Source organism: Nostoc sp. (assembly GCF_036917235.1).
Lineage (GTDB): Bacteria > Cyanobacteriota > Cyanobacteriia > Cyanobacteriales > Nostocaceae > Nostoc.
Window position 1 is genome coordinate 1 of record NZ_JBALDU010000112.1, and the last position, 20741, is coordinate 20741.

21 protein-coding genes and 1 pseudogene are annotated in these 20741 nt (G+C 39.9%); 13 read left to right on the forward strand and 9 right to left on the reverse strand.

Going from position 1 to position 20741, the window contains the following annotated elements; genetic code table 11:
• Nucleotides 1-214: 214 nt before the first annotated feature.
• From hemC to V7K44_RS31955, 8 genes and pseudogenes are all read right to left on the reverse strand, one after another.
• Nucleotides 215-1201: a hydroxymethylbilane synthase gene (gene hemC / locus V7K44_RS31920; RefSeq protein ID WP_334937912.1), complete on the reverse strand. Its 987-nt coding sequence runs from the start codon at nt 1199-1201 to the stop codon at nt 215-217.
• A 5-nt stretch (nt 1202-1206) separates the two neighbouring features.
• Nucleotides 1207-2259: a uroporphyrinogen decarboxylase gene (gene hemE / locus V7K44_RS31925; RefSeq protein ID WP_334937914.1), complete on the reverse strand. Its 1053-nt coding sequence runs from the start codon at nt 2257-2259 to the stop codon at nt 1207-1209.
• Between the two features lie 141 nt (nt 2260-2400).
• Nucleotides 2401-3465, reverse strand: coding sequence for an aromatic ring-hydroxylating dioxygenase subunit alpha (locus V7K44_RS31930; RefSeq protein WP_334937916.1), 1065 nt, complete (start codon nt 3463-3465; stop codon nt 2401-2403).
• Nucleotides 3466-3505: 40 nt separating this feature from the next.
• On the reverse strand, nt 3506-4930 hold the full coding sequence (locus V7K44_RS31935; protein WP_334937918.1) for a glutamyl-tRNA reductase: 1425 nt from the start codon (nt 4928-4930) through the stop codon (nt 3506-3508).
• Between the two features lie 181 nt (nt 4931-5111).
• Nucleotides 5112-6560 (reverse strand): FAD-binding protein, encoded by a 1449-nt coding sequence (locus tag V7K44_RS31940; RefSeq protein WP_334937920.1) that lies wholly within the window; start codon nt 6558-6560, stop codon nt 5112-5114.
• A gap of 5 nt (nt 6561-6565) precedes the next feature.
• Nucleotides 6566-7192: an L-2-amino-thiazoline-4-carboxylic acid hydrolase gene (locus tag V7K44_RS31945; protein ID WP_334937922.1), complete on the reverse strand. Its 627-nt coding sequence runs from the start codon at nt 7190-7192 to the stop codon at nt 6566-6568.
• 810 nt (nt 7193-8002) lie between these two features.
• Nucleotides 8003-9007, reverse strand: a complete 1005-nt coding sequence (gene hemF, locus V7K44_RS31950) for an oxygen-dependent coproporphyrinogen oxidase (RefSeq protein ID WP_334937924.1) — start codon at nt 9005-9007, stop codon at nt 8003-8005.
• Nucleotides 9008-9869: 862 nt separating this feature from the next.
• A pseudogene (locus tag V7K44_RS31955) lies at nt 9870-10346 on the reverse strand (ISAzo13-like element transposase-related protein); the annotation flags it as partial.
• A gap of 375 nt (nt 10347-10721) precedes the next feature.
• Here V7K44_RS31955 and V7K44_RS31960 point away from each other — a divergent pair.
• The 5 genes from V7K44_RS31960 to V7K44_RS31980 all read left to right on the forward strand — a co-directional run bounded on the left by V7K44_RS31960 (nt 10722) and on the right by V7K44_RS31980 (nt 13369).
• Nucleotides 10722-10967 carry a hypothetical protein gene (locus V7K44_RS31960; RefSeq protein WP_334937926.1) on the forward strand — a complete coding sequence of 82 codons (246 nt, stop codon included), beginning with the start codon at nt 10722-10724 and terminating at the stop codon, nt 10965-10967.
• Nucleotides 10964-11797, forward strand: coding sequence for a hypothetical protein (locus tag V7K44_RS31965; protein ID WP_334937928.1), 834 nt, complete (start codon nt 10964-10966; stop codon nt 11795-11797). The genes V7K44_RS31960 and V7K44_RS31965 overlap by 4 nt, the downstream gene beginning before the upstream one ends.
• Nucleotides 11798-12001: 204 nt before the next feature.
• The gene (locus tag V7K44_RS31970) at nt 12002-12184 is read left to right on the forward strand and encodes a hypothetical protein (protein WP_334937930.1); all 183 of its coding nucleotides are present in this window, start codon (nt 12002-12004) and stop codon (nt 12182-12184) included.
• Nucleotides 12185-12215: 31 nt separating this feature from the next.
• The gene (locus tag V7K44_RS31975) at nt 12216-12341 is read left to right on the forward strand and encodes a hypothetical protein (RefSeq protein WP_334937932.1); all 126 of its coding nucleotides are present in this window, start codon (nt 12216-12218) and stop codon (nt 12339-12341) included.
• Nucleotides 12342-12523: 182 nt separating this feature from the next.
• Nucleotides 12524-13369 carry a DNA/RNA non-specific endonuclease gene (locus V7K44_RS31980; protein ID WP_334937934.1) on the forward strand — a complete coding sequence of 282 codons (846 nt, stop codon included), beginning with the start codon at nt 12524-12526 and terminating at the stop codon, nt 13367-13369.
• A 66-nt stretch (nt 13370-13435) separates the two neighbouring features.
• On the opposite strand, the gene V7K44_RS31985 is transcribed toward V7K44_RS31980, so the two are convergent.
• Nucleotides 13436-13837: a nuclease A inhibitor family protein gene (locus V7K44_RS31985; protein ID WP_334937936.1), complete on the reverse strand. Its 402-nt coding sequence runs from the start codon at nt 13835-13837 to the stop codon at nt 13436-13438.
• Between the two features lie 514 nt (nt 13838-14351).
• Here V7K44_RS31985 and V7K44_RS31990 point away from each other — a divergent pair.
• From V7K44_RS31990 to V7K44_RS32025, 8 genes are all read left to right on the forward strand, one after another.
• On the forward strand, nt 14352-15509 hold the full coding sequence (locus tag V7K44_RS31990) for a sulfate ABC transporter substrate-binding protein (protein ID WP_334937938.1): 1158 nt from the start codon (nt 14352-14354) through the stop codon (nt 15507-15509).
• A gap of 87 nt (nt 15510-15596) precedes the next feature.
• Complete coding sequence (locus V7K44_RS31995) at nt 15597-16598, forward strand: PstS family phosphate ABC transporter substrate-binding protein (RefSeq protein WP_334937940.1); 1002 nt, start codon at nt 15597-15599, stop codon at nt 16596-16598.
• A 50-nt stretch (nt 16599-16648) separates the two neighbouring features.
• On the forward strand, nt 16649-17590 hold the full coding sequence (gene pstC / locus V7K44_RS32000) for a phosphate ABC transporter permease subunit PstC (protein WP_334937942.1): 942 nt from the start codon (nt 16649-16651) through the stop codon (nt 17588-17590).
• A gap of 5 nt (nt 17591-17595) precedes the next feature.
• Nucleotides 17596-18495 (forward strand): phosphate ABC transporter permease PstA, encoded by a 900-nt coding sequence (gene pstA / locus V7K44_RS32005; RefSeq protein WP_334937944.1) that lies wholly within the window; start codon nt 17596-17598, stop codon nt 18493-18495.
• A 52-nt stretch (nt 18496-18547) separates the two neighbouring features.
• Nucleotides 18548-19375: a phosphate ABC transporter ATP-binding protein PstB gene (gene pstB / locus V7K44_RS32010; RefSeq protein WP_334937946.1), complete on the forward strand. Its 828-nt coding sequence runs from the start codon at nt 18548-18550 to the stop codon at nt 19373-19375.
• A gap of 285 nt (nt 19376-19660) precedes the next feature.
• On the forward strand, nt 19661-19885 hold the full coding sequence (locus V7K44_RS32015; RefSeq protein ID WP_334937948.1) for a hypothetical protein: 225 nt from the start codon (nt 19661-19663) through the stop codon (nt 19883-19885).
• Nucleotides 19854-20135, forward strand: coding sequence for a type II toxin-antitoxin system RelE family toxin (locus V7K44_RS32020; protein WP_334861501.1), 282 nt, complete (start codon nt 19854-19856; stop codon nt 20133-20135). The genes V7K44_RS32015 and V7K44_RS32020 overlap by 32 nt, the downstream gene beginning before the upstream one ends.
• A gap of 115 nt (nt 20136-20250) precedes the next feature.
• Nucleotides 20251-20676 (forward strand): hypothetical protein, encoded by a 426-nt coding sequence (locus V7K44_RS32025; RefSeq protein ID WP_334937950.1) that lies wholly within the window; start codon nt 20251-20253, stop codon nt 20674-20676.
• The last annotated feature ends 65 nt before the right edge of the window (nt 20677-20741 follow it).

The window sequence follows — 20741 nt, forward strand, 5'->3', positions numbered from 1 at the left end:
TGTTCAATCAGAGAACTACCCATAATTTTCCTCCCCTCAACACTTGCAATTTTACCTGTTTTAGGGAATGAATCAGCCCTGCTTAAAAAGGGGGGCAAAAGTCTCTTAAAGTCCCCCTTTTTAAGGGGGATTTAGGGGGATCTCCAACAATTTTGGGTTTGTACAGAGATGTGTGTACACCGTAGGCCTACACAGCGACAGGAGTTGCAAGTCCCTAACTACGCTGGACTGTCTGGAAAATTTCAGCCAAAATCTCTGTAGCTCCCTGTTGCCGCAATTTATGAGCTAATTGAATACCTAAATTTTCTGCTTCGCTAACAGTGCCCGTAACAGAATCTTTGACTAGACGTTTGCCATCGACGCTGGCGACTAATCCTGTTAATGTCAGTGTATTTCCGTCTAGGTGCGTATCAACACCGATTGGTACTTGGCAGCCACCTTCTAGTTCTCGCAAGAAGGCACGTTCGGCTAAAACGCGATCGCGGGTAGGGATGTGTTCGATTGCTTTGAGTAATGACAGCACTTGCAAATCGTCAGCGCGGCATTCAATCCCTAAAGCTCCCTGTCCGACAGCATAAAGAGAAAGTTCGGTGGGCAGAATTTGATGAATGCGATCGCTCATTCCCAATCGCTGCAACCCTGCTGCTGCCAAAATCAGCACATCGTACTCTCCATCATCCAGCTTTGCCAAGCGCGTATTTAAGTTGCCGCGCACGTCCTTAAAAGTAAAATGGGGGAAGTGATAACGCAATTGTGCGAGGCGGCGCAGGGAAGAAGTACCGATGACTGTGCCTTCTGGTAGCGTATCGATTTGCTTATCTTTGTGCTTTTGATGCACAACTAAAGCATCTGCTGGGTTTTCCCGTTCTGTTACGGCTGCTAACGCTAACCCCTCTGGCAAGCAAGTCGGCAGATCCTTGAGAGAGTGAACTGCAAAGTCAATCTCCTGATTGAGCATTCCCAATTCAAGTTCTTTGGTGAATAATCCCTTATCGCCAATCTTGGCTAATGCCACATCCAAGATGTTGTCGCCTTGGGTGGACATGGTGTGGACTTCAAAGGAAATATCGGGAAAATGCTTTTGGAGTTGTTCTCGAACCCAGTAAGTTTGCACGAGTGCGAGTTGGCTTTTACGAGAACCGATGCGGATGGTGCGAAGGGGACTGGAAATGTTAGATGAAGCGGGTTGAACTGAAGTCATAACTTTTAGTTGAGATTGTTTGACGAGTAGTTGAGCTGCTTGACTGTCTCAAAAAAGAAAGCAACATTCTCTTCTGGAGTGTTCGGTAAAATCCCGTGACCGAGATTGAGGATGTGCTTCTGATTCCCCGCTTTGCGAATCGTGTCCAGAATGCGATCGCGGATTAGCTCTTTAGTACCGAACAACACGCACGGATCGATATTTCCTTGGACTCCAATATTTGCACCAAGTCGCTGCCGCGCTACTGCCATATCCACAGTCCAGTCTACGCTGATGATATCGACACCCGATTGCGCCATTAACTCTAGGATTCCAGCACTGTTGTTGATATACAAAATTAGGGGCGTGTCCGGGTGCGTTGCTTTAACCTGTTGCACGACTCGTTGCAGGTAAGGTAGAGAAAACGTTTGGAAATCTTCAGGGCTGAGTTGTCCCGCCCAAGAGTCAAACAGTTGCACGATTTGGGCACCGGCATCAATTTGGTAGCGGGCGTAAACTGCGATCGCATCTGCCAGTTTCCCTAAAAATTGATGTAGCATCGCAGGTTGGCAAAAAGCCATCCTTTTGATAATGGCGTAGTCTTTTGAGCTTTTACCTTCAATTGCATAGGCAGCTAGCGTCCAAGGAGCGCCAACAAAGCCCAAGACAGTAGCTTGACCGTTAACTTCTTGGCGTAGCGTCGTCAGGATTTGCCGCACGAAGGGTAAAGAAGCTTCGGGATCGAGGACAGTCAGCGCCTCAATTTGTGCTTGCGTGCGGATTGGCTGCTCGAATATTGGCCCTTTACTTTCGATAATATCAAAGGAGATACCCATACCGGGCAATGGCGTGAGGATATCTGAAAACATAATCACCCCATCGGGTTGGAAGGCACGGAAAGGTTGCAGCGAGATTTCCACGGCTAAGTCAGGGTTCTCAGAGCGATCGCGGAACGAAGGATACTTCTGGCGCAAGTCTCGATAAACTTTCATGTAGCGACCTGCTTGGCGCATCACCCATACCGGAGGGCGATCGAGTACTTCACCTCGCGCAGCTTGCAGTAACGTATAATTCCCCATACATTTCTCCCTAGATTTAATAATTGTGATTTCAAGACCAAGTATGCAGAATTGCCTTCAATAATTTGTGATTGGCAACAAATAATCCAATCTTGTAGGGTAGGCATCTTGCCCGCCTTAGTCATACAACGAACTCTAAATTTAGTTCTTCAATAAAACAGAGGAAGGTTGGATTAAATTTCCGTTCGAGTTGTTTGATTGGTTCTGATAAGGTTTCATACCCCACCCCATAGCCAAACATTTTTGCCGAAGTTTGCGATAAGCAAGAGATAAGTTATCGCAAGGAACGTGAACTTCGTCTGACAACTGATCGGGAACTGCCATCGGGTATTCGGACTCAACCACTCCCTTATCTTCCATCACAACTTTGTAAGCTGCTCGCTGAAATATGCCATCAGCCCAAGGGAAAGTTAAAAAACTGCGAAACTGAATTCGCTTGGTAATCGTGGTGCGATCGTCAACAGGAACGTGAACAGTAAAATTAACCAGCTTGCCACGACCGAAGTCAACCACTAACCGAGTGATATTGGGCATATAAAAGCCTAAAGTCACCTTCACATTGGCTTTCAATGGGCGAAAGACAAAGGCGAAAATGTCTTTTGCTTGGGTGTAATCTCTGACGTTAACTTTGGCGTGACCCTCCCACTCTCCTACATTCAACTCGTAATCTTCCATTTTTTGCTCTAATGCAAACCCATTGCCGAAAGACTTGGAATGAATAATAGATACGTGAGACATATCCATATCATTCTCCAGCGTGCGGGTGTAGTGAGCGTTCAGTTCGTATTCAAAGAAAATTTTCTGTAGGCTTGGGTCTTCAAATTCTGGCAAGGGTGGGATTGGCGGACGCTCTTCTTCTGGTAAGTCCCCATAAAATAGCCAGATAAAACCGTATTTTTCCCGTATTGGATAGCTATCTACGCGAGCATTCTTGGGAATAGGAATCCCGGGTTGATTAGCAGGAATGTCAATACATCTTCCATCTGCTTGAAACTTCCAAGCATGATAGGGGCATTGGATACAGTCATCTTTTACCCAACCGAGAGATAAGGCAGCACCACGATGGGGACACCGATCTTGCAGAGCTATCAATCGTCCTTGACTGTTACGGTAGAAGACAAATTTCTGATTGAATATCCGAACTTGCTTGGGCTTTTTAGTAACGGCGGCGCTGAACTCACAAGCGTACCAGAAGTTTTTTAACATACTTGCTTCCTGTTATTGCTATGGAGAATAATGAATTTTCTTAAGTTACGCTTTGAGCAATAACTTCCTCAACTTTTGCATGGACTTCAATACTTTCAAGTCTGATTTGAGCAAGATTGATATTTTTTGCAGCTATTTCTATGGTGCTTATTGATAAAGAGGATGTTTGGGCAACAAAATTAGATTGCACCTCTCCTGTATCTAGATTAAACAACTCTTGCAGAACTTGAAGGACAAGGCGTTGAGCTTCTACATCCCTCTGTGTCCGCAGTTGCACCATCGGTTCGTGGAGAATTTTGTTGATAATCCTTTGAGTTAGGGCTTCGACGGCTTCTTGATGTTTTTTAGCAAAATCAGACCCCATACGGGACAAAGCTTTTTCTAACTCTTGTTCGCGAATTTTTTCCATTTTGTCCCGTAAACAGCTAATAATAGAAACGGTTTCTCGCGATCGCAACCAAGTTTGAAATGCTTCTAAATCCTCTTGAATTAATACTTGCGCCTCTATTGCCATTTGCCGACGACTTTCTTGATTCTGGGCAACGACGGTTTTTAAATCATCAATGTTAAACACCCGCACGTGAGGTAGCTCATTAACGTCCGCATCAACGTTGCGAGGGACTGAAATATCAAACAGCATCAAAGGCTGTTCGGGTTTCAATGCAGCTTTGAGTTTGGCTCTATCGAGTAAGGGTTCAACTGAAGCAGTGCTGGTAAAGACCAAATCCGCAGCTGCCACCAATGACATCAATTCAGCGAGCGGATAATATTGCACTCCAGCATCACTAAATTGATTCGCCAATTCTTCAGCTCGTTCGATGGAACGATTTACAATCGAAATTTGAGTTGCGCCTTTAGAGATTAGATGTTGCACCAGTCGCCGAGCCATGTTGCCAGCGCCGACAATTGTCACTCGGCAAGCCGATAACTTCTCTACTTTGATTTGGGCTAATTCTACTGCCGCAGAGCTAACCGAAACCGCACCCGTACCGATTGATGTCTGCGTTCTAACCCGCTTTGCAGTGGTAACGGCTTGCTTGAACAACTGATTGAGGATGCGTTCGCCCTGATTGTATTGCTGAACCAGTTGGAAGGCGTGTTTGACTTGAGCGAGAATTTGTCCTTCTCCCAACACCAAGCTATCCAAACCGGAAGCAACTTGCATCAAATGTTTAACAGCATCTTGCTGTAGCAGAGTAAACAAGTATTGATGCAAGTCTGCAAAAGGCAGTTTACTGTACTCACAAAGAAACTCTGTCACCTCACCAGCTGCCCGATCTATTTTGTTTACAACTACGTAAATTTCTAAACGATTACAAGTGCTAAGAATGGCAGCTTCTTCAATGTGAGAGTATTTACACAGCTGGGCGATCGCGTTTTCAATTCGTTCTTCTGGAATACTCAGTTTTTCCCGAATTTCAACCGGAGCTGTTTTGTGACTAAGACCTACAAGTGCGATATTCATGTTTCCTCCTCTGAAGTTTGTCTTCTTCTAGAGCCTCGGTCAAGTAATATGGATTGACATTTTTCTTTTCCCAGAGTGACAGAAGCTGTTCATGAGCGATCGCCCACTATGGATGAAAGAAAACAGAATGGTTTCTTAAAAGAGGGATAGTTGGTTCTAAACAAAATGATTGAGAGCTGACTTATACTGCGATCGCAGACTTAGTAGCAACATCCTCAACGAGCTGGTTTTTCTGTGGTGCGATCGCTGGATGGGCAATCTGTTCGTACTCAAAAAAGCCAGAGTTAAATATTCCTTTGGGATCGTACTTCCTTTTGATTTGATTAACTTTTGGCCAGTAATCGCCAAATTGGCTTTGCCACTGTTGAATAGTAAAATCTATCCAGCAAGTTAAATATCTTTTTCCACCCATCTCTAAACTCAGATTACTGAGCTTTTTCAATTCAGCCAAGATGGGTTGAACTTGCGATTTAGGAATGCTGGGATAAATTCCAAAACCAATGATCAGTTCTTCCTCTTGCGGTAAACGAAACATGGGCATAGTATTATTGCGGTTTACCAAGCAAAAACAGCCCATTTGTGCCTTACTAATATCGAGAAAAGAAGGCAACTGTTTGAGAGCCGTTTCCATGTAATTCTTAGCCGATGAGGCCGGGAGAAAAACATCCATCCAAGGGTGAGCGATATCCTTACTATCTACTTGAATCATGGGTTCGATGAATTGTGCAAATCCCAAGTCTTCAGTATGGATATGACGATAAAAATTTAAGCCTGCAAAGATTTCTTTGTCATCAATAACATCAAGAGAATTTGCTTCAACGGTAATTCGCAACGTGTAAAACCATTGAATCAAAGGTTGCATTATTCCTGTTACTCTGGATACTCCTTGCAAACAGGGAACTGGGAAAGATACTAGATGATCGACCCTTTGTTCGGTTACTAAAACCCGTTTGTCATGCAAAAGAGCATCTAGGTTGTCATAGAACAGTAAATAGGTGCGGGTTTGCGAGGGGAAAACTCTGAGTTTGTGCTGAACTTGAGTAATAATTCCAAATTGACCGTAACCGCAAAGTACGTGATTAAAAAGTTCGCTGTTTTCTTCAGGCGTACACCAGAGAATATCACCTTCTGCGGTTACGACTTCTACACCAAGACAATTATCAGCTTGATTTCCGTAACGAAAAGAGGCTGCACCTATACCACCCGCAGAATGAGTTCCTCCTACAGAAACACCAAAATAATTGGTTAATACGGGAGGAACTAAACCATCAGGAATACAAGTATCGATTACTTGATTCCAAGAAGTCCCCGCATCAGCTTTAAACCAGAGTTGGTCTTTTTGGATATCTCGAATTTTATCGAGATTCCTCATATTTAAAACGATTCCATCTTGGTTTAAAGACTGACCGCCTAACGAATGTCCCGCAGCGCGTGAAGAAACTACTAATCCTTTTTGAGCGGCATATTTAACAGTTTGGGCAATATCGTTAGCGTTTTGAGGAGTAACAACAACTTGGGGAGACTTTTGGAGTATACCACCAAAATCTTGGGAAACTTCTGTCAAAATTTCTGAAGCGTTGCTGACTTCACCTGCAATCAAATGCTTGAGGTCTTGAACAATGCCATTCATAAAAGTTACGATCCTTTAAAAAGAGACGTTTTTAAAAGATTCATCCCAATCTGCAAGATTTTAGGAGTCAAGCGAATCAAATCAAGAATATGAGAGAACAAGCTTGGTGTTTTTTGTGGCTTTACTTCTAACCCTTTGGCAGGTCTTTCATACTTGAACATACAAACACAGTCACCATCTGCCTGCTTGCTAATAATTGCAGCTTTCATCCCAGGAAATGCTCTCCTAGTTGCTTCTTGTTCCATCTCGCAAATAACTCGGCAAGGGCTTTCAAGTCCATATTCTTTGGCAATTGAAAGCACCGGGCAAACTCGTTGAATTTCTAGTGCAGCATCTTTTCCTTCTTGGGAAATATCTACGACTTGCATTTTGAAGCCCATGATCCGAAAGATCGGAATTGCATCGTTAAAGCCTTTGGCTATGGTGGTGTTGTCAATGAAAGCACCCATGAACGCCTTTTGATGACCAGGGTAAGCTAACATCATTTGTTCAAACGCTGCATCTTCTCCAATTTGATCTGACAGCTTTTTATATGCTGCAAATCGATTCCTAAACATACTTACTGCTTTGGAGGAATCCATTTGCATCACATCGTTCATGGTAATGTCGCCAATACCTATAACGTTATCCATTGCGAGTTCTCCGTGTTTATTACTCATTTAAATGACCTAAAAAAACGAGGTAATCAACGGCAGATTGCTGCTACATTTTAGATAGCGATCGCCATAAACTCTTTTGCTCCTATAATCCTACGATTGACTTCAGGGATAGCATGTCCTTGGTGATTCAGGACTAGTATGAATTGAACTCCATAAGTATAGTAAAATGATCGTCAGCGTTAGGTATCTGCTAGCAAACATACACAGGAATACAATGTCAACTTCTTGCAGCTGCTTGATGGAGAGATGACTCAACCATTTAACTTGGAAAAACTTGCTAATTTCAGTTTTGAAGTTGGCGAATTCAGTTGAGTTAGACCAGCGAAATAATTTGTTAATTTTTAGCAAAATACTTGTCGGCAATTTTTCCATAAACACCTTGTTACTTCCTATTTAGAGGCTATCTCTAAAGAAATGTAAAGAGTAAAAATTAGGGCAATTATTATACCATTTCACTCAATTATTGATACAAATTACTTTTCTTACTTTCCCTGGCTCAAAAACAGGCTGTCATCTGTATCAATCTTCAGGTGAAACGGTATTAGCCCTCTTTTTATCACTTTGGGAGAACCCACTCACTGAAAGCCTTTCAGAGCTTTAATCTCCAGGTTTTGGTTACAAATTTTAGTTCCTGTTAGAAAATAAACACTCAAAGCTTGACTCGATCAAAGTTTCGGAATCTTGCTTCGATTATTGTTTTCCGAGAGTAACAAAACAGGGTTAGGACTTGGGTAGCCAACATTTTTTATCAGATGCTGTTTTCAAATCTGCTCTTGACCGTCTTTACACCCATTCCTGGGGATTTCTCAGTACCTCTAGAAGCTTTGCTTCTTGGCTCTCAGCCGTGGGTTGGTCATTATAGTTCCAAAAAGCTTCTCCAGGCATACAATTAAGAACACTTTGTGTACTCACAATGCCGCTTTCCAATCCGAATCGAACACCTCTGTCATGCAGTAGAATAAATTCGGCATAACGTCCGCGTCTGATACGCTGCCAATATTTATCCTGTTCCGTAAACTCCATATCCTTACGTTGTTTGACAATCGGAAAATAAGCAGGGATGAAAGCTTCAGAACAAGTTTTTACGAAGGAAAGTAAAGTTTCGACATCGGAATGTTGTAAATTGTCAAAGAAAATTCCACCTACACCTCTACACTCACTGCGATGAGGAAGATAAAAGTATTCATCACACCACTTTTTCAAGCGTGGATAGAGTTCTGGATCGTGCCGATCGCAAGCTGCTTTATGTACTTGATGAAAATGAACTGCGTCTTCTTCAAATAAGTAAATTGGTGTTAAATCACCTCCACCGCCAAACCACCAAGAACCAGGTTCAGTGCCATCACCCAATTGGAAGTAGCGATAGTTAACGTGTGCTGTCGGTATCATTGGATTAGATCCATTAATGACAACACTGGTACTCGTAGCGAAGAAAGAAGTACCTTTTTGATCTGGCATTATAGTTGTTGGGTCAGCCATCACAACATCCGATCCTCGGAAGGTGACACCAGGAGGTAATTCACCCTTCATAGATACGTAGTTAATACCTACTTTTTCAAATACATTCCCGTTCCGCAGCGATTTGTCGATATATATAGCACCGTTACTATTTTCACCTTGTACCCATTGGCCTCTTTCATCTCTTGTCCAGCGTTGTTCGTCAAGTTTAGTTCCATCTATTTCCTCAATAGCTTTGCAGACATTATCGAACATATCTAGCAAAAAACTTTCAACTCTATTACTAATTGGTGGTTGCTTGACTGCTGGGTTTTCAAGAATTTGAACCATGACAACTGACCTCGTTGTGACTAAATAATTATTTGCAAAAAAGTAATTTTGGAATCTAGAAAAATTGGAAGTTGCTTCTCAACCTTTCATCTTGAGGTTTCATTGATTAAGTTGGGCTTGCTTTGTAGCAAAAGTCTGGGAAGGAAAGAGCTAGCATTTCACGTTAATTACTTTTGGTTTTCGCATTACCTCAGTCCTTTCGCTATCTATCTTTTTACTTTTGTCAGGTTTTTACTAGTGAAGATATAGAATTTTAGGAAAATTATAAAGAAAATATTAAAAACGTAACTGCCTAGTTTAGAGAAGAAAAATAGGATAACTGCAATAACTATAACCAGTCACACTTTAAATCAGTGTTTGATATTATTTTGACTTAACTAAAAAATAATTTATTTTTAGTTAATATTTAACTTAAGCATAATCAATATCTCAGTCTTGAGATAGAAGACAGACTATTATTGTAAATTATTGGTGTTTGTACTATTTTTTTAGCTTTTTCAAGATTCGAGACTTCCAGAAAATAAAACATACAATTTGTTAAAATGATAATCATTTTAACAAGCGAAAAAATATGCAAGATAAATATCTGCACTCAAGAGCAACTTAGGAGCAGCCGCATAGGCGACACCCACCTACTACGAATGAAATAAAAACTTTCTTTCCCTACTCCCCATATTCATTGAAAGTGCAGTAGGACATGGCTTTTTTAGTTAAATGTATCCATAAAGTAAGTTTGACTGACTAACTTAACAACTAGATGCTTACCATTCCCAGTCATAGTTTTAGCAAAATATAATGCTGTTTAAACTCCATCAAAAATACTTCTATTCCAATGATTATCTAAAACTCACTTTCGGGTATTTTTTTGAGGTTGAATCTTGGCAAGGCGCTTGAGGCAATACCCTAAATTATTTAACTTGACACGAATTGTTTCCGAAGTTGGTAATTCTTCATCATTATAACCAAATTTATCAATTAATTGATGTCTCACTTCAGCAGCAGAAAGACGTGTATACAGTCTTTGGCTTTTACAACTTGGGTCTATTTGGCTTTGTGAATCGACAATTGTTTTGATATCTTCTAAAAGATTTGGCAGTTTTGCTTCTGCTTTATAACGTCCTCTACTTCGATAATTATCCACGCAAGTGATATTAGTAGTTAGTTCTTTAATTCCTTTACTAATAGTTACACGATTCCATCCTAACTCTCGCTCCGCTAGAGACTGTCCCCCGTGTCCTAATGCCACAACTGTTTGTGCTATAAATTTCCGTTTTTTGGCACCTTTTAATTGCTGTGCGGTTTCCTTCAACAATTTTTTCAGTGAATCCGTTAATTGTATTGACACCTCTATCTACCCAAAAATCCAATCATCATTAAATTTACTACAAAAAGGGGAGGGAGAGGCTATCAACGGCAATCTCTCCCACCTTACATAATGATTATCATTATAATAAATGTATATTTTATTTTATGGAGTTTTCTTAAAATGCGTGCAGTGTTGTCACTACTAAATAACTTTTTTCTTAACTTCACTAGTCTTTACTGGTGAAATTTTTTAGAAAACTTACCCTAGATCACAAAGGACTTTTGAACTTTAGTTTTTGTAACCTGGATGTATAAGGAGGAGCAAGAAGCATATACGGTGATTAAAGGTAGTATGCCGAAAGCGCTTAAGTTTCGGTTTAAAGCACTCTGTGCACAATATGGATTAAAGATGAGTGAAGTCTTGGAAGTATTAATCAGCGAATGGGTAAAGGCTGATGGCCCAACTTCTTCTTTCATGGCTAACACCTTAGATGAAGACCGAGACAATATCACGCATATCAAGGCATACATTCCCTCCTCCCTGAAGATACAATTTAAAGTTCTTTGTGCTCAGAGAGAGGTTATGCAACGCTTTATCCTCCACAACCTTATTCGTGAATGGGTAGAAACAACCCATGAAAAAAACTTGCCATGAATCTATTATTCCGTTCAACTAACATCGACAAACCTGACAAAAGTAACCAATTAAGTCTAAAGAGTGGTAATCCCTTTATCCAACTGATATTTAACAGGGACACTATATCTGAGACTCGCAAGCCTCTAGATAGAGCTATAGTATCTGCTGCCAAAGATACATTACCAAACTGCAAGCCACCTGCCTTAACTCCCTCCCACTGGATCTGGCAACTTGCCGCTTCCTACCATTTAACTCACCATACTGCGCTATTAATGGAAGAAGCAGCTGGGCGCTTTGCTGGATTGGGACGCTGGAGTTTAGCACAGTGGGCAGCACAGAAAGCTCGTGAAGAACAAGGTCACGATCGCCTCGCCTTGCTTGATATTCAGTCGATGGGATATGAGGCGGAAGCTGTAGTCAAAGCATTCCTCCCTCCGACTGCTATGGCTTTGCTGAGTTTCTTCACTCAGAGCGTACAAGCAGCAGATCCAATTGGTTGCGTTGGGTATTGCTATACAATGGAACGTCTAGCAATGAATATCAAAGCAGAGCATATCCAACAGGTGGAAGCGATACTACCACCTAATACCTATGCTACTCGCTGCCTGCGAATGCACAGTTGTTTAGGTAGTGACGTAAAGCATGTGGATGAGACAGTTAAAATAGTGGCAGCACTAAGTTCAGAGGAGCGCACTAACATAACTGTCGCCTGCTATGAAACTGCACTGTTGTACTTCGGCTCGCTTAAGGAGAAGTATATATCAGAAGTGGAATTACAGCAGGTATTGAATCAGTTGAGGTTAGATCCTTGTAATCAGAATAATTCTATTCCTCAATACATTTGCTAGTGCAGAGAGCGCTGAACAATGATTAATTTGTTGGCGTTGCAGAGAAAGCGGAATGATTTAGCAAATTATAAAATCTCTCCGTCTGCTTCCCCTGTACAATAACTGCCTAAGAACAGCTTGCTACAATTCATCCACTTGTTGTGGAACGCCAATTTGTTTAACCAATTCTTAATCACATACTTGAAACAACCTGAGGGAAATACAATGAACGTCGCAATCACAAGCATTGGGCAGCAACTTTTTGGCTGGAAATCTTTTAGATACTTCTTGAAGCACAACTTCGAGACTTGGTTTCAAGTTCCGAATGACGACGAAATTGAACTGGAAGACTTTTTGAAAAATCAATTCGACCAAGGACTATTTTTTAATATTCCTTCCTCTTTCTAAGCTCTCGTGAGAGGTTAGGATAAAGCGTATTTTGTCAATCAGCCAAAATACTCTCTATGCCTCACTCAGTAGAGCGAAAATAGCGATCGCTTGGGCGCGGGCACTCCGCGCCATCACTCAATTATTAAAGCAAATAATATATAAGTTTTTCATCTGATTTAGGTGATGATCTAATTTTAGATAATTACCTAAATAATTACTAGATGTTAACGCAATATTTACAGCTTTTTAACCTCTCTTTATACAACCATAGCTATATTGCGATTGGTAAGTTTTACTGAATTTCTGTAACTTCAACAGAAACAATTGTAGGTTGTTTAAACAAATAAATAGTAACAAATGAAGAAGTCTGATTTTCTCAGGGCTATTCTAACTATTGCTGTACCAACAGCAATATCTTTCACTCTGCTTAATTATCTACAAAAGCCACTAACAGCCCAAACCTCAAGCGTTCATCTAAGAATGGGCAATCCTAGTAATGCTGGCAGTAGTTACAGTAATCTTTTGTTGAGCAAATCTCAATACGCAGTTTCTTACAATTGCTATAGAGGGACACCAAATTGGGTAAGTTGGCAGCTAAACACATCATGGCTAGGAAGCGCACCTCGCCAAGATGATTTTCGTGCAGATACTACATTACCTTCAAGCTGCTACCGAGTCACTTCTTCCGATTACACTGGGAGCGGTTTTGATAGGGGACACATGACTGCTTCAGCAGATAGGACAAATACAGTTACTAATAACTCTGCTACTTTTTTAATGACGAATATAATTCCTCAGTCACCTGATAATAATCAGGGTTCTTGGGCTGCACTAGAAAACTATTCTAGAGACTTAGTAAACCAGGGGAAAGAACTCTATATTATTTCGGGTTCCTATGGCACTGGTGGAACTGGGTCGAATGGAATAAAAAACACAATTGCTAATAGTAACGTTACAGTTCCGACCAGAACATGGAAAGTTATTGTAGTATTAAATTCATCAAATTCTGATGCTAGCAGCGTCACTAATAACACAAGAGTAATTGCAGTGAATATGCCTAATTCGCAGGGGATTAGAAATAATAACTGGACAAACTACAGAGTTAGTGTTGATTCCATTGAAACAAACACTGGTTACAATTTGCTTTCTAATGTTTCTTCGTCTGTTCAAAGTGTAATTGAGTCTAGAGTTGACAATTTGTAAAGATACTTACTTCACTTAAAACTTAAAGCCTGTCTGTAAATTGTAGACAGGCTGGTGTTTGATTAGTTAGGTTTCTACAACTTTTGTCGAAATTCCGCCTAAGTTTTTATCTGGAGTCTTACCAACAATATAGACATCAATACTTATCGTACCTATGCGATAAACCTTGATATTAATGAGGCGATCTCTTAGTGTTTTGAGAAGTGATTTAAACTTTAGCACATTTTGTTGTTGTATTTCATCGTGCCATTCTTTTTCTTGGGCACAGTTCCGAAAAAAATAATCTAGTTCTACTTCTTCAACTGATGTTTCTTGAGGATGTCCTGTTAACTGGAGAAGTTTTTGAGCGGTCATTGGTTCTTGTGCTTGATTAGACCACAAAAAAGCTTCAAAAGGATATTCTGATTCACTTATCATTAACAATCCATCGGAGGCTTGTTTAAATTTTTCCGTAATCTCGTTAGTCATAAAATTTATTTATGGTTATGAGCATTGATTTTTGAGTTTGCCAATCAGAGAATTAAGATTAATTTGGGTAGGCCAACCTTGAGGAAGATTTCCAGAATTATATTCTCTGTCTTTCAATCCTTATTTACAATTAGATAACTGGTTAGAGTAGCAAAATCAAAGCATACCTTGATTTAGTAATGAGTGCGATCGCTAGATATGATTTTCAAAATGCTTTAATGCGACTACTTTGTTTTACAAACAGCTTGACGACTCAAAAAAGTCGAGTTTTGTATTACAAATCACATATTTTTTACCAAATATTATGTATGCACTTGGATTGTTTTCCTTGCCAGCAGAAAAACCCGTCTTCTGAAATGCCTTGGTAAATCAGATTTATTTGCTACTTTTGATGATACATTGCTCACTTAGTCAAAAAAATTTAATCCAGATGATAAATATTATTCTATATACCCTATAATTCTCATAATCACGGTATCCATGTAGAAATACCGTAGATTTAGGGGTGATTCTGATGGGCAAGTCGCAACAACTGACACAATTAAGTAAATTCCTGAGTGAGGAGATGCAGGCTTACGCCATGAAAGCCTTGCGGACTATACAACTATCGTATCAAAACGCAATTAGAAGTTGGTTGAATGGCCGCAGTATCCAAAGCTTTGTGAGTCTGTTTTTAATAAGTATTTTTTTGAGTATAGCAGTTGCCTCCTGTTCTGGAAGCAGTTCAGCTAGCAAAAATGATGTTAAGTTAAAACTCGTTTCATTCTCTGTCACCAAAGCCGCACATGACCAAATAATTCCCAAATTTATCGAAAAGTGGAAGCAAGAACACAACCAAAATGTCACATTTGAGCAAAGTTATGGTGGTTCTGGCGCTCAAGCGGCTGCTGTGATTGACGGTTCGCAAGAAGCAGATATAGTACACTTGGCACTTCCCCTTGATGTCAGCAAAATTGCTCTTGCAGGTTTGATTAAATCAGGTTGGGAAACCAAAGCACCGAGAAGTGGTATTGTGAGTAGATCGGTTGCTGCGATCGTTACTCGCGAAGGCAACCCGAAAGGCATCCAGACTTGGGCAGACTTGGCAAAAGATGGCGTAAAAGTGATTGCCGCTAACCCAAAAACTTCTGGTATTGCTATCTGGGAATTCTTGGCTTTCTGGGGTTCGGTAACTCTAACAGGTGGTGATGAAGCAACAGCGCTAGATTATGTCACCAAAGTTTATAAGAATACCCCGACTCTAACGAAAGATGCCCGTGAGGCTAGCGATTTATTCTTCCAAAAAGGTGAGGGAGATGTCTTAATCAACTACGAAAATGAGGTGATTTTGGCGGTCAAAAATGGGACTAAGTTACCTTATGTTGTCCCCCAAGTCAATATTTCCATTGATAATCCTGTAGCGATAGTTGATAAAAACGTCGATAAGCACGCTACAAGAGAAGTTGCACAAGCATTTGTTGATTTTCTTTACTCCACAGAAGCTCAACGGGAATTTGCTAAATTACAATATCGTCCTGTTAACCCCAGCGTTACCCAAGAAGTAGCATCACAACATCCGCCAATTAAAACTTTATTCACATCTCAAGATTTAGGTGGTTGGGAGATTATTCAGAGCAAGTTTTTTGGAGATGGGGCAATTTTTGATAAAATCCAAGCTGCAAACAAAGCATAATATCTCTTTTATCATGCTGCATTCTCTACATTTTGCCGCTAGCCAAGCATAAGTAATTCTCAGTCAATTTATCTCAATTGATAATTTATGAGCTTTTGTAACCGATTTCAAAATAGCTTTTTATTAACATCTTTAATACTTCTTACCAGCAGTATCACTGCTTGTAACAGCGGACAGGAATTGAAAACTCAAGTAAGTATTGATGGTGCTGCTGTCGGTTTTCCTGTTTCTTTAGCAGTTGCAGAAGAATACGGCAAAGGAAAACCTGAAGCTAAAGTTAGTGTTGCCTCAAGTGGTACTGGTGGTGGTTTCAGTAAATTTTGTAATGGCGATATTGATATAGCTGGTGCTTCTCGTACCATTCGGGATGAAGAAATCAAAAAATGTAAAAGTAAGAATATTGAATTTGTCGAGTTACCTGTAGCTTTAGATGGTATCGCTGTAATTGCTAATCGCAAAAACAACTTTGCCAAATGTCTAACTATTAAGGAACTGGGCAAAATTTGGGGCGCAAAATCAGACGGTAAAATCTTGACTTGGAATCAAGTTAATCCCAAATTCCCTAACGAAAAACTGAAGCTGTATGCTCCAGCTTCTGATACTGGAACCTTTGATTATATGACTCAAGCTGTGACTGGGAAAGCCAAGAATGGCCGTACAGATTATACCCCTAGTCACAATCAAAATCTCCTAGTACAAGGTGTTTCAGGTGATGTCTCAGCCTTGGGTTATGTCGGGATATCTTACTACATTCAAAACCAGGATAAACTCAATTTAGTTGCTGTAGAAAGTCCTACAGGAAAGTGTGAAAAGCCAGTTCCTGTAGATAATGTCATCAAAAATATCTACACACCTTTGTCTCGTCCTCTGTTTCTCTATGTCAGTAAAAAATCCTTAGATACCAAGCCAGCAGTTAAAGAATTTGTAGATTTTTATCTAGAAAATTCTTGGAAGTGGGTAGATAGTGTTGGTTATGTGGCGCTACCTGATGAAGCTTATGTCAAGGTAAAACGAAAATTTGCTACTGGTGAAACAGGGACAAAATTTAAAAAAGCAAAACCAGGTGAACCAATCACAAACTTTATTTAAACAAAGTTCGAGTCATTGTAGTCTGAATGTAGTTAAAAAATTAATTGTTTATGCAAAATCTCAATTCTCAAGACGATCCTTATCTACTATCCAGACAATCATTGGATAAAAATGCATCTGAAGATATTTCTGAAAAGATTGTTGCAGTAATTTTATTTGCTTGTGCTTTAGTTTCGGTTTTAACTACCTTTGGAATTGTCGTAATTATCTTTCAGGAAACATTCGGTTTTTTCCAAGAAGTTTCCTTTGCTCAATTCTTTCTTGATACTAAATGGACGCCTTTATTTGCAGACAGACATTTTGGCGTTTGGCCCTTGATTAATGGCACTTTCTTAACGACAGCTATTGCGATGGGAGTTGCTATTCCTTTGGGGTTATCTTCTGCCATTTATTTAAGTGAGTATGCTCAACCAAAAGTAGCAGCAGTTTTACGTCCAGCAGTGGAACTTTTAGCGGGAATACCAACAGTAGTATATGGTTACTTTGCGCTATTGTTTGTCACACCATTGCTACGAAATTTTATCCCTGTGGAAATATTCAACGCTTTAAGTGCAGGATTAATGATGGGGGTAATGATTACTCCTACTGTTGGTTCTATCAGCTTAGATGCTATTAAAGCAGTTCCACGCTCTTTACGAGAAGGCTCTTATGCTTTAGGTATCACGAAACTGGAAACCATTGTTAAAGTAGTTCTACCCGCCGCGCTTTCTGGAATCATTGCCTCAATTATATTGGGTATTTCTCGTGCTGTGGGTGAAACAATGACTGTTCTCATCGCCGCCGGACTACAGCCAAAGCTGACTGTTAATTTTGCGGAATCAATAGAAACAATGACAGCTTACATGGCACAAATTTCTGGGGGAGATAGTCCGCGTGGTAGTCTCAATTTCAAAACCTTATATGCTGTAGGTGCTGTTCTGTTTATAATCACCTTAGTTTTAAATATTGTTAGTTACTTGATTGCAAATCGCTTTAAAGAAAAATACGATTAATAAGTATGGCTAAAAGTTATCAACCAAATAGTTCTCTAGATTCTACGACAGAATTTACCGATAATGTTGAAAGTAGAGAGACATTAGGGAAAGTCTTTGAAGTAATTTTTTTGTTAGGATTACTGATTGGTTTATTTATCCTAGCATTGCTACTTTTTGATATTTTTAAAGACGGATTAGGTAGATTTTTGTCACCTGGCTTTCTGACCGAAACTCCTTCTCGTTTTGCTGACCAAGGTGGTATTCGTCCTGCAATTATCAGCAGCGTTCTTTTGGGAACTGTTGTGATTTTAGTTACTGTTCCTATTGGTGTCGGAGCAGCTTTATATCTAGAAGAGTATGCACCTAAAGCTTGGTGGACAGCGATTATTGAGATTAATATCAGTAATCTGGCAGGCGTACCTTCTATTGTTTATGGATTGCTGGGTTTAGGAGTTTTCAATTATTTACTTGGGTTTGGCCCTGCTTTGATTTCTGGTGCATTGACTTTATCTTTGTTGTCTTTGCCAGTAATTATTGTTACTTCTAGAGAAGCAATTCGCGCCGTCCCAGATTCTTTGAGAAATGCTTCTTATGGGTTAGGTGTTACCAAATGGCGAACTATCAGCAGTCATGTCATACCTTATGCTATTCCTGGCATTTTGACAGGGGTGATTATTTCTGTATCCCGTGCCATTGGTGATGCAGCCTCTCTAATTGTTGTCGGTGCTGTAGGTTTTCTCACTTTTGACCCTGGTTTGTTCCAGAGATTTATGGCATTACCCATTCAAATTTACAGTTACATCACTCGTCCTGAACCGGGTTTTGCTGGTGCAGCAGCAGCGACAATTATTGCATTGTTGCTTTTGATTTTAGCTTTAAATGGTGTTGCAATTTATATCCGGCAACGCTTCTCAATCCGTTAGGTAATTAAATATCTAGTTAGATACATTCACAGATTATTTGGAGAATAGCCACATGACTTATAGCAATAGTAGAAGTCAATCAGATAGTGCCACAATTGAACAAGGTAATAGCGTTTTCAATGTTGAAGGTGTAAAGGTCTTCTATGGAGGATTTCTAGCACTTTTAGATGTTTATCTAAAGGTTCCTGATAAACAAATTGTTGCTTTTATTGGGCCTTCAGGATGTGGTAAAAGTACGTTATTGCGTTGCTTCAACCGGATGAATGATTTAATCCCTGGAGCTAAGGTAGAGGGTAGACTGAATTATCGCGATCGCAATATTTACGATCCTAAGGTAAACTCTGTAAAGTTACGCCGCCAAGTCGGAATGGTTTTTCAAAGACCAAATCCTTTCCCCAAGTCAATCTACGAAAATATTTCCTTTGGCCCGCGTTCTAACGGTTACAAAGGTAACATCGATGAATTGGTGGAAGATTCCCTCAGACGCGCTGCTATTTGGGATGAAGTCAAGGATAAACTCAAAGAGAAGGGAACTGCATTATCTGGCGGACAACAGCAACGACTTTGCATTGCTCGTGCGATCGCAATGAAGCCAGATGTATTATTAATGGATGAACCATGTTCTGCTCTCGACCCAATTTCTAGCCGTCAAGTAGAAGAACTGTGCTTACAACTCAAGGAGCAATACACCATTATTATGGTGACACACAATATGCAGCAAGCTTCGAGAGTGGCAGATTTCACGGCTTTCTTCAATACAGAAATTGACGAACATGGTAAACGTCGTGGTAAATTAGTTGAGTTTAATCCGACAGCCCAGATGTTCAGTTCTCCTCAAACTAAAGAAGCTGAAGATTATATCAGTGGACGCTTCGGTTAAAGAGGCATCACAGCATAAGGGAAAGGTAAAAACTAAGTTCAGTTGTCAGCGACTATTATCAAAACCTTTCCCTTTCATCTAAATCTAGTCAACTCAATGTCCCCTTACAAAATACTTCTGTCTACTGGAACTTATACAACTGTATATCAATAACTTGCAAAGGAGCTATTCTTGGGAAAAAACTCCCCGAACTTTTACAGCTTGATATTTCCACATCAATTCCCCCCACGTGCAAGCTGAGACTAGATAATATATATACATCTAACCATAAATAAAAGGCATACAGTGGAAATTCAAGAATTAAAAGCATTGATTAAAGAAACTATGCGTGAAGTTCTGCAAGAAGAAAGACTTCGCCTTTGCCAAATTCTTATTCCTTACATCAGTGATGATGAGCAACGCGAACTTGAAGTTGAATTTGGTGTACCTTCAGATCATGCTGAGGATGAAGTAATTGATATGACCGATTGGGTAAGGTATGGCAATAAAATTTCGCAAAAAAGCGATTAAATTTTTAGAAAAAGCAAATCCCGAAGATGTCGAAAATATTCGGGAGCAAATAAAGCGAATTGTTATTGCTGTCGAAGACCAAGGTATTATCCCGTTTACAGAACTAGATATTAAAAAGATGAAAGGTGATTGGGAGGGATTTTATAGACTACGTATAGGTAAAAACAGAATTATTTTTACAGTCGATATTGATTCCAGAGACATCGAAATTTACGCTATTGGTGCGAGAGGAGATGTTTATAATAAATAATTCGTAATTAGTAATTTAATAACTGGGAATTACCAAAGTAATTCTGGAAAATATACTGAGGCTTGATAGTACCAAATAAAGGTAGTATTTATGTTTAATACTTATACTGTGTATTATGTTTAAGCCTCTGTCATTTGCTTTACTTGCAGCTACTATTCTAGTTGCATCAATCAATAATCCCAATGTTACCTTAGCTCGAACTTGTGCCTCTAAGTGTGGGTCGCATCCAATTCAGTTTACACCTGGGCAACACATCCGAGTTGAAGTCGTAAATAGCACACCTAACCTGATTAAAATCCAAAAACCCTCTGGGACTGATGCAATATCCTTGAGTCCAGGGCAGAAATTAAACTTAGAACAAATAGAGGGTACAGAACCAAATACATCTCTGATATTTTGGAGTGAAAAAGGTTTGTCACTACAAGCAATTGTCTCTAAACTTAACTTTGGCACATTGCGACTGGAACTCCGTCCGACTTTGCGCTCTCCAGGCGATCGCTCGTTATATATTATGGATGATGGTAGGATAAACGTGTTATAGGTAGCAAATAATGTTATTAGTTATGAGTTAAGAAACAACTTTCAATTCAACATTCATAACTGAAA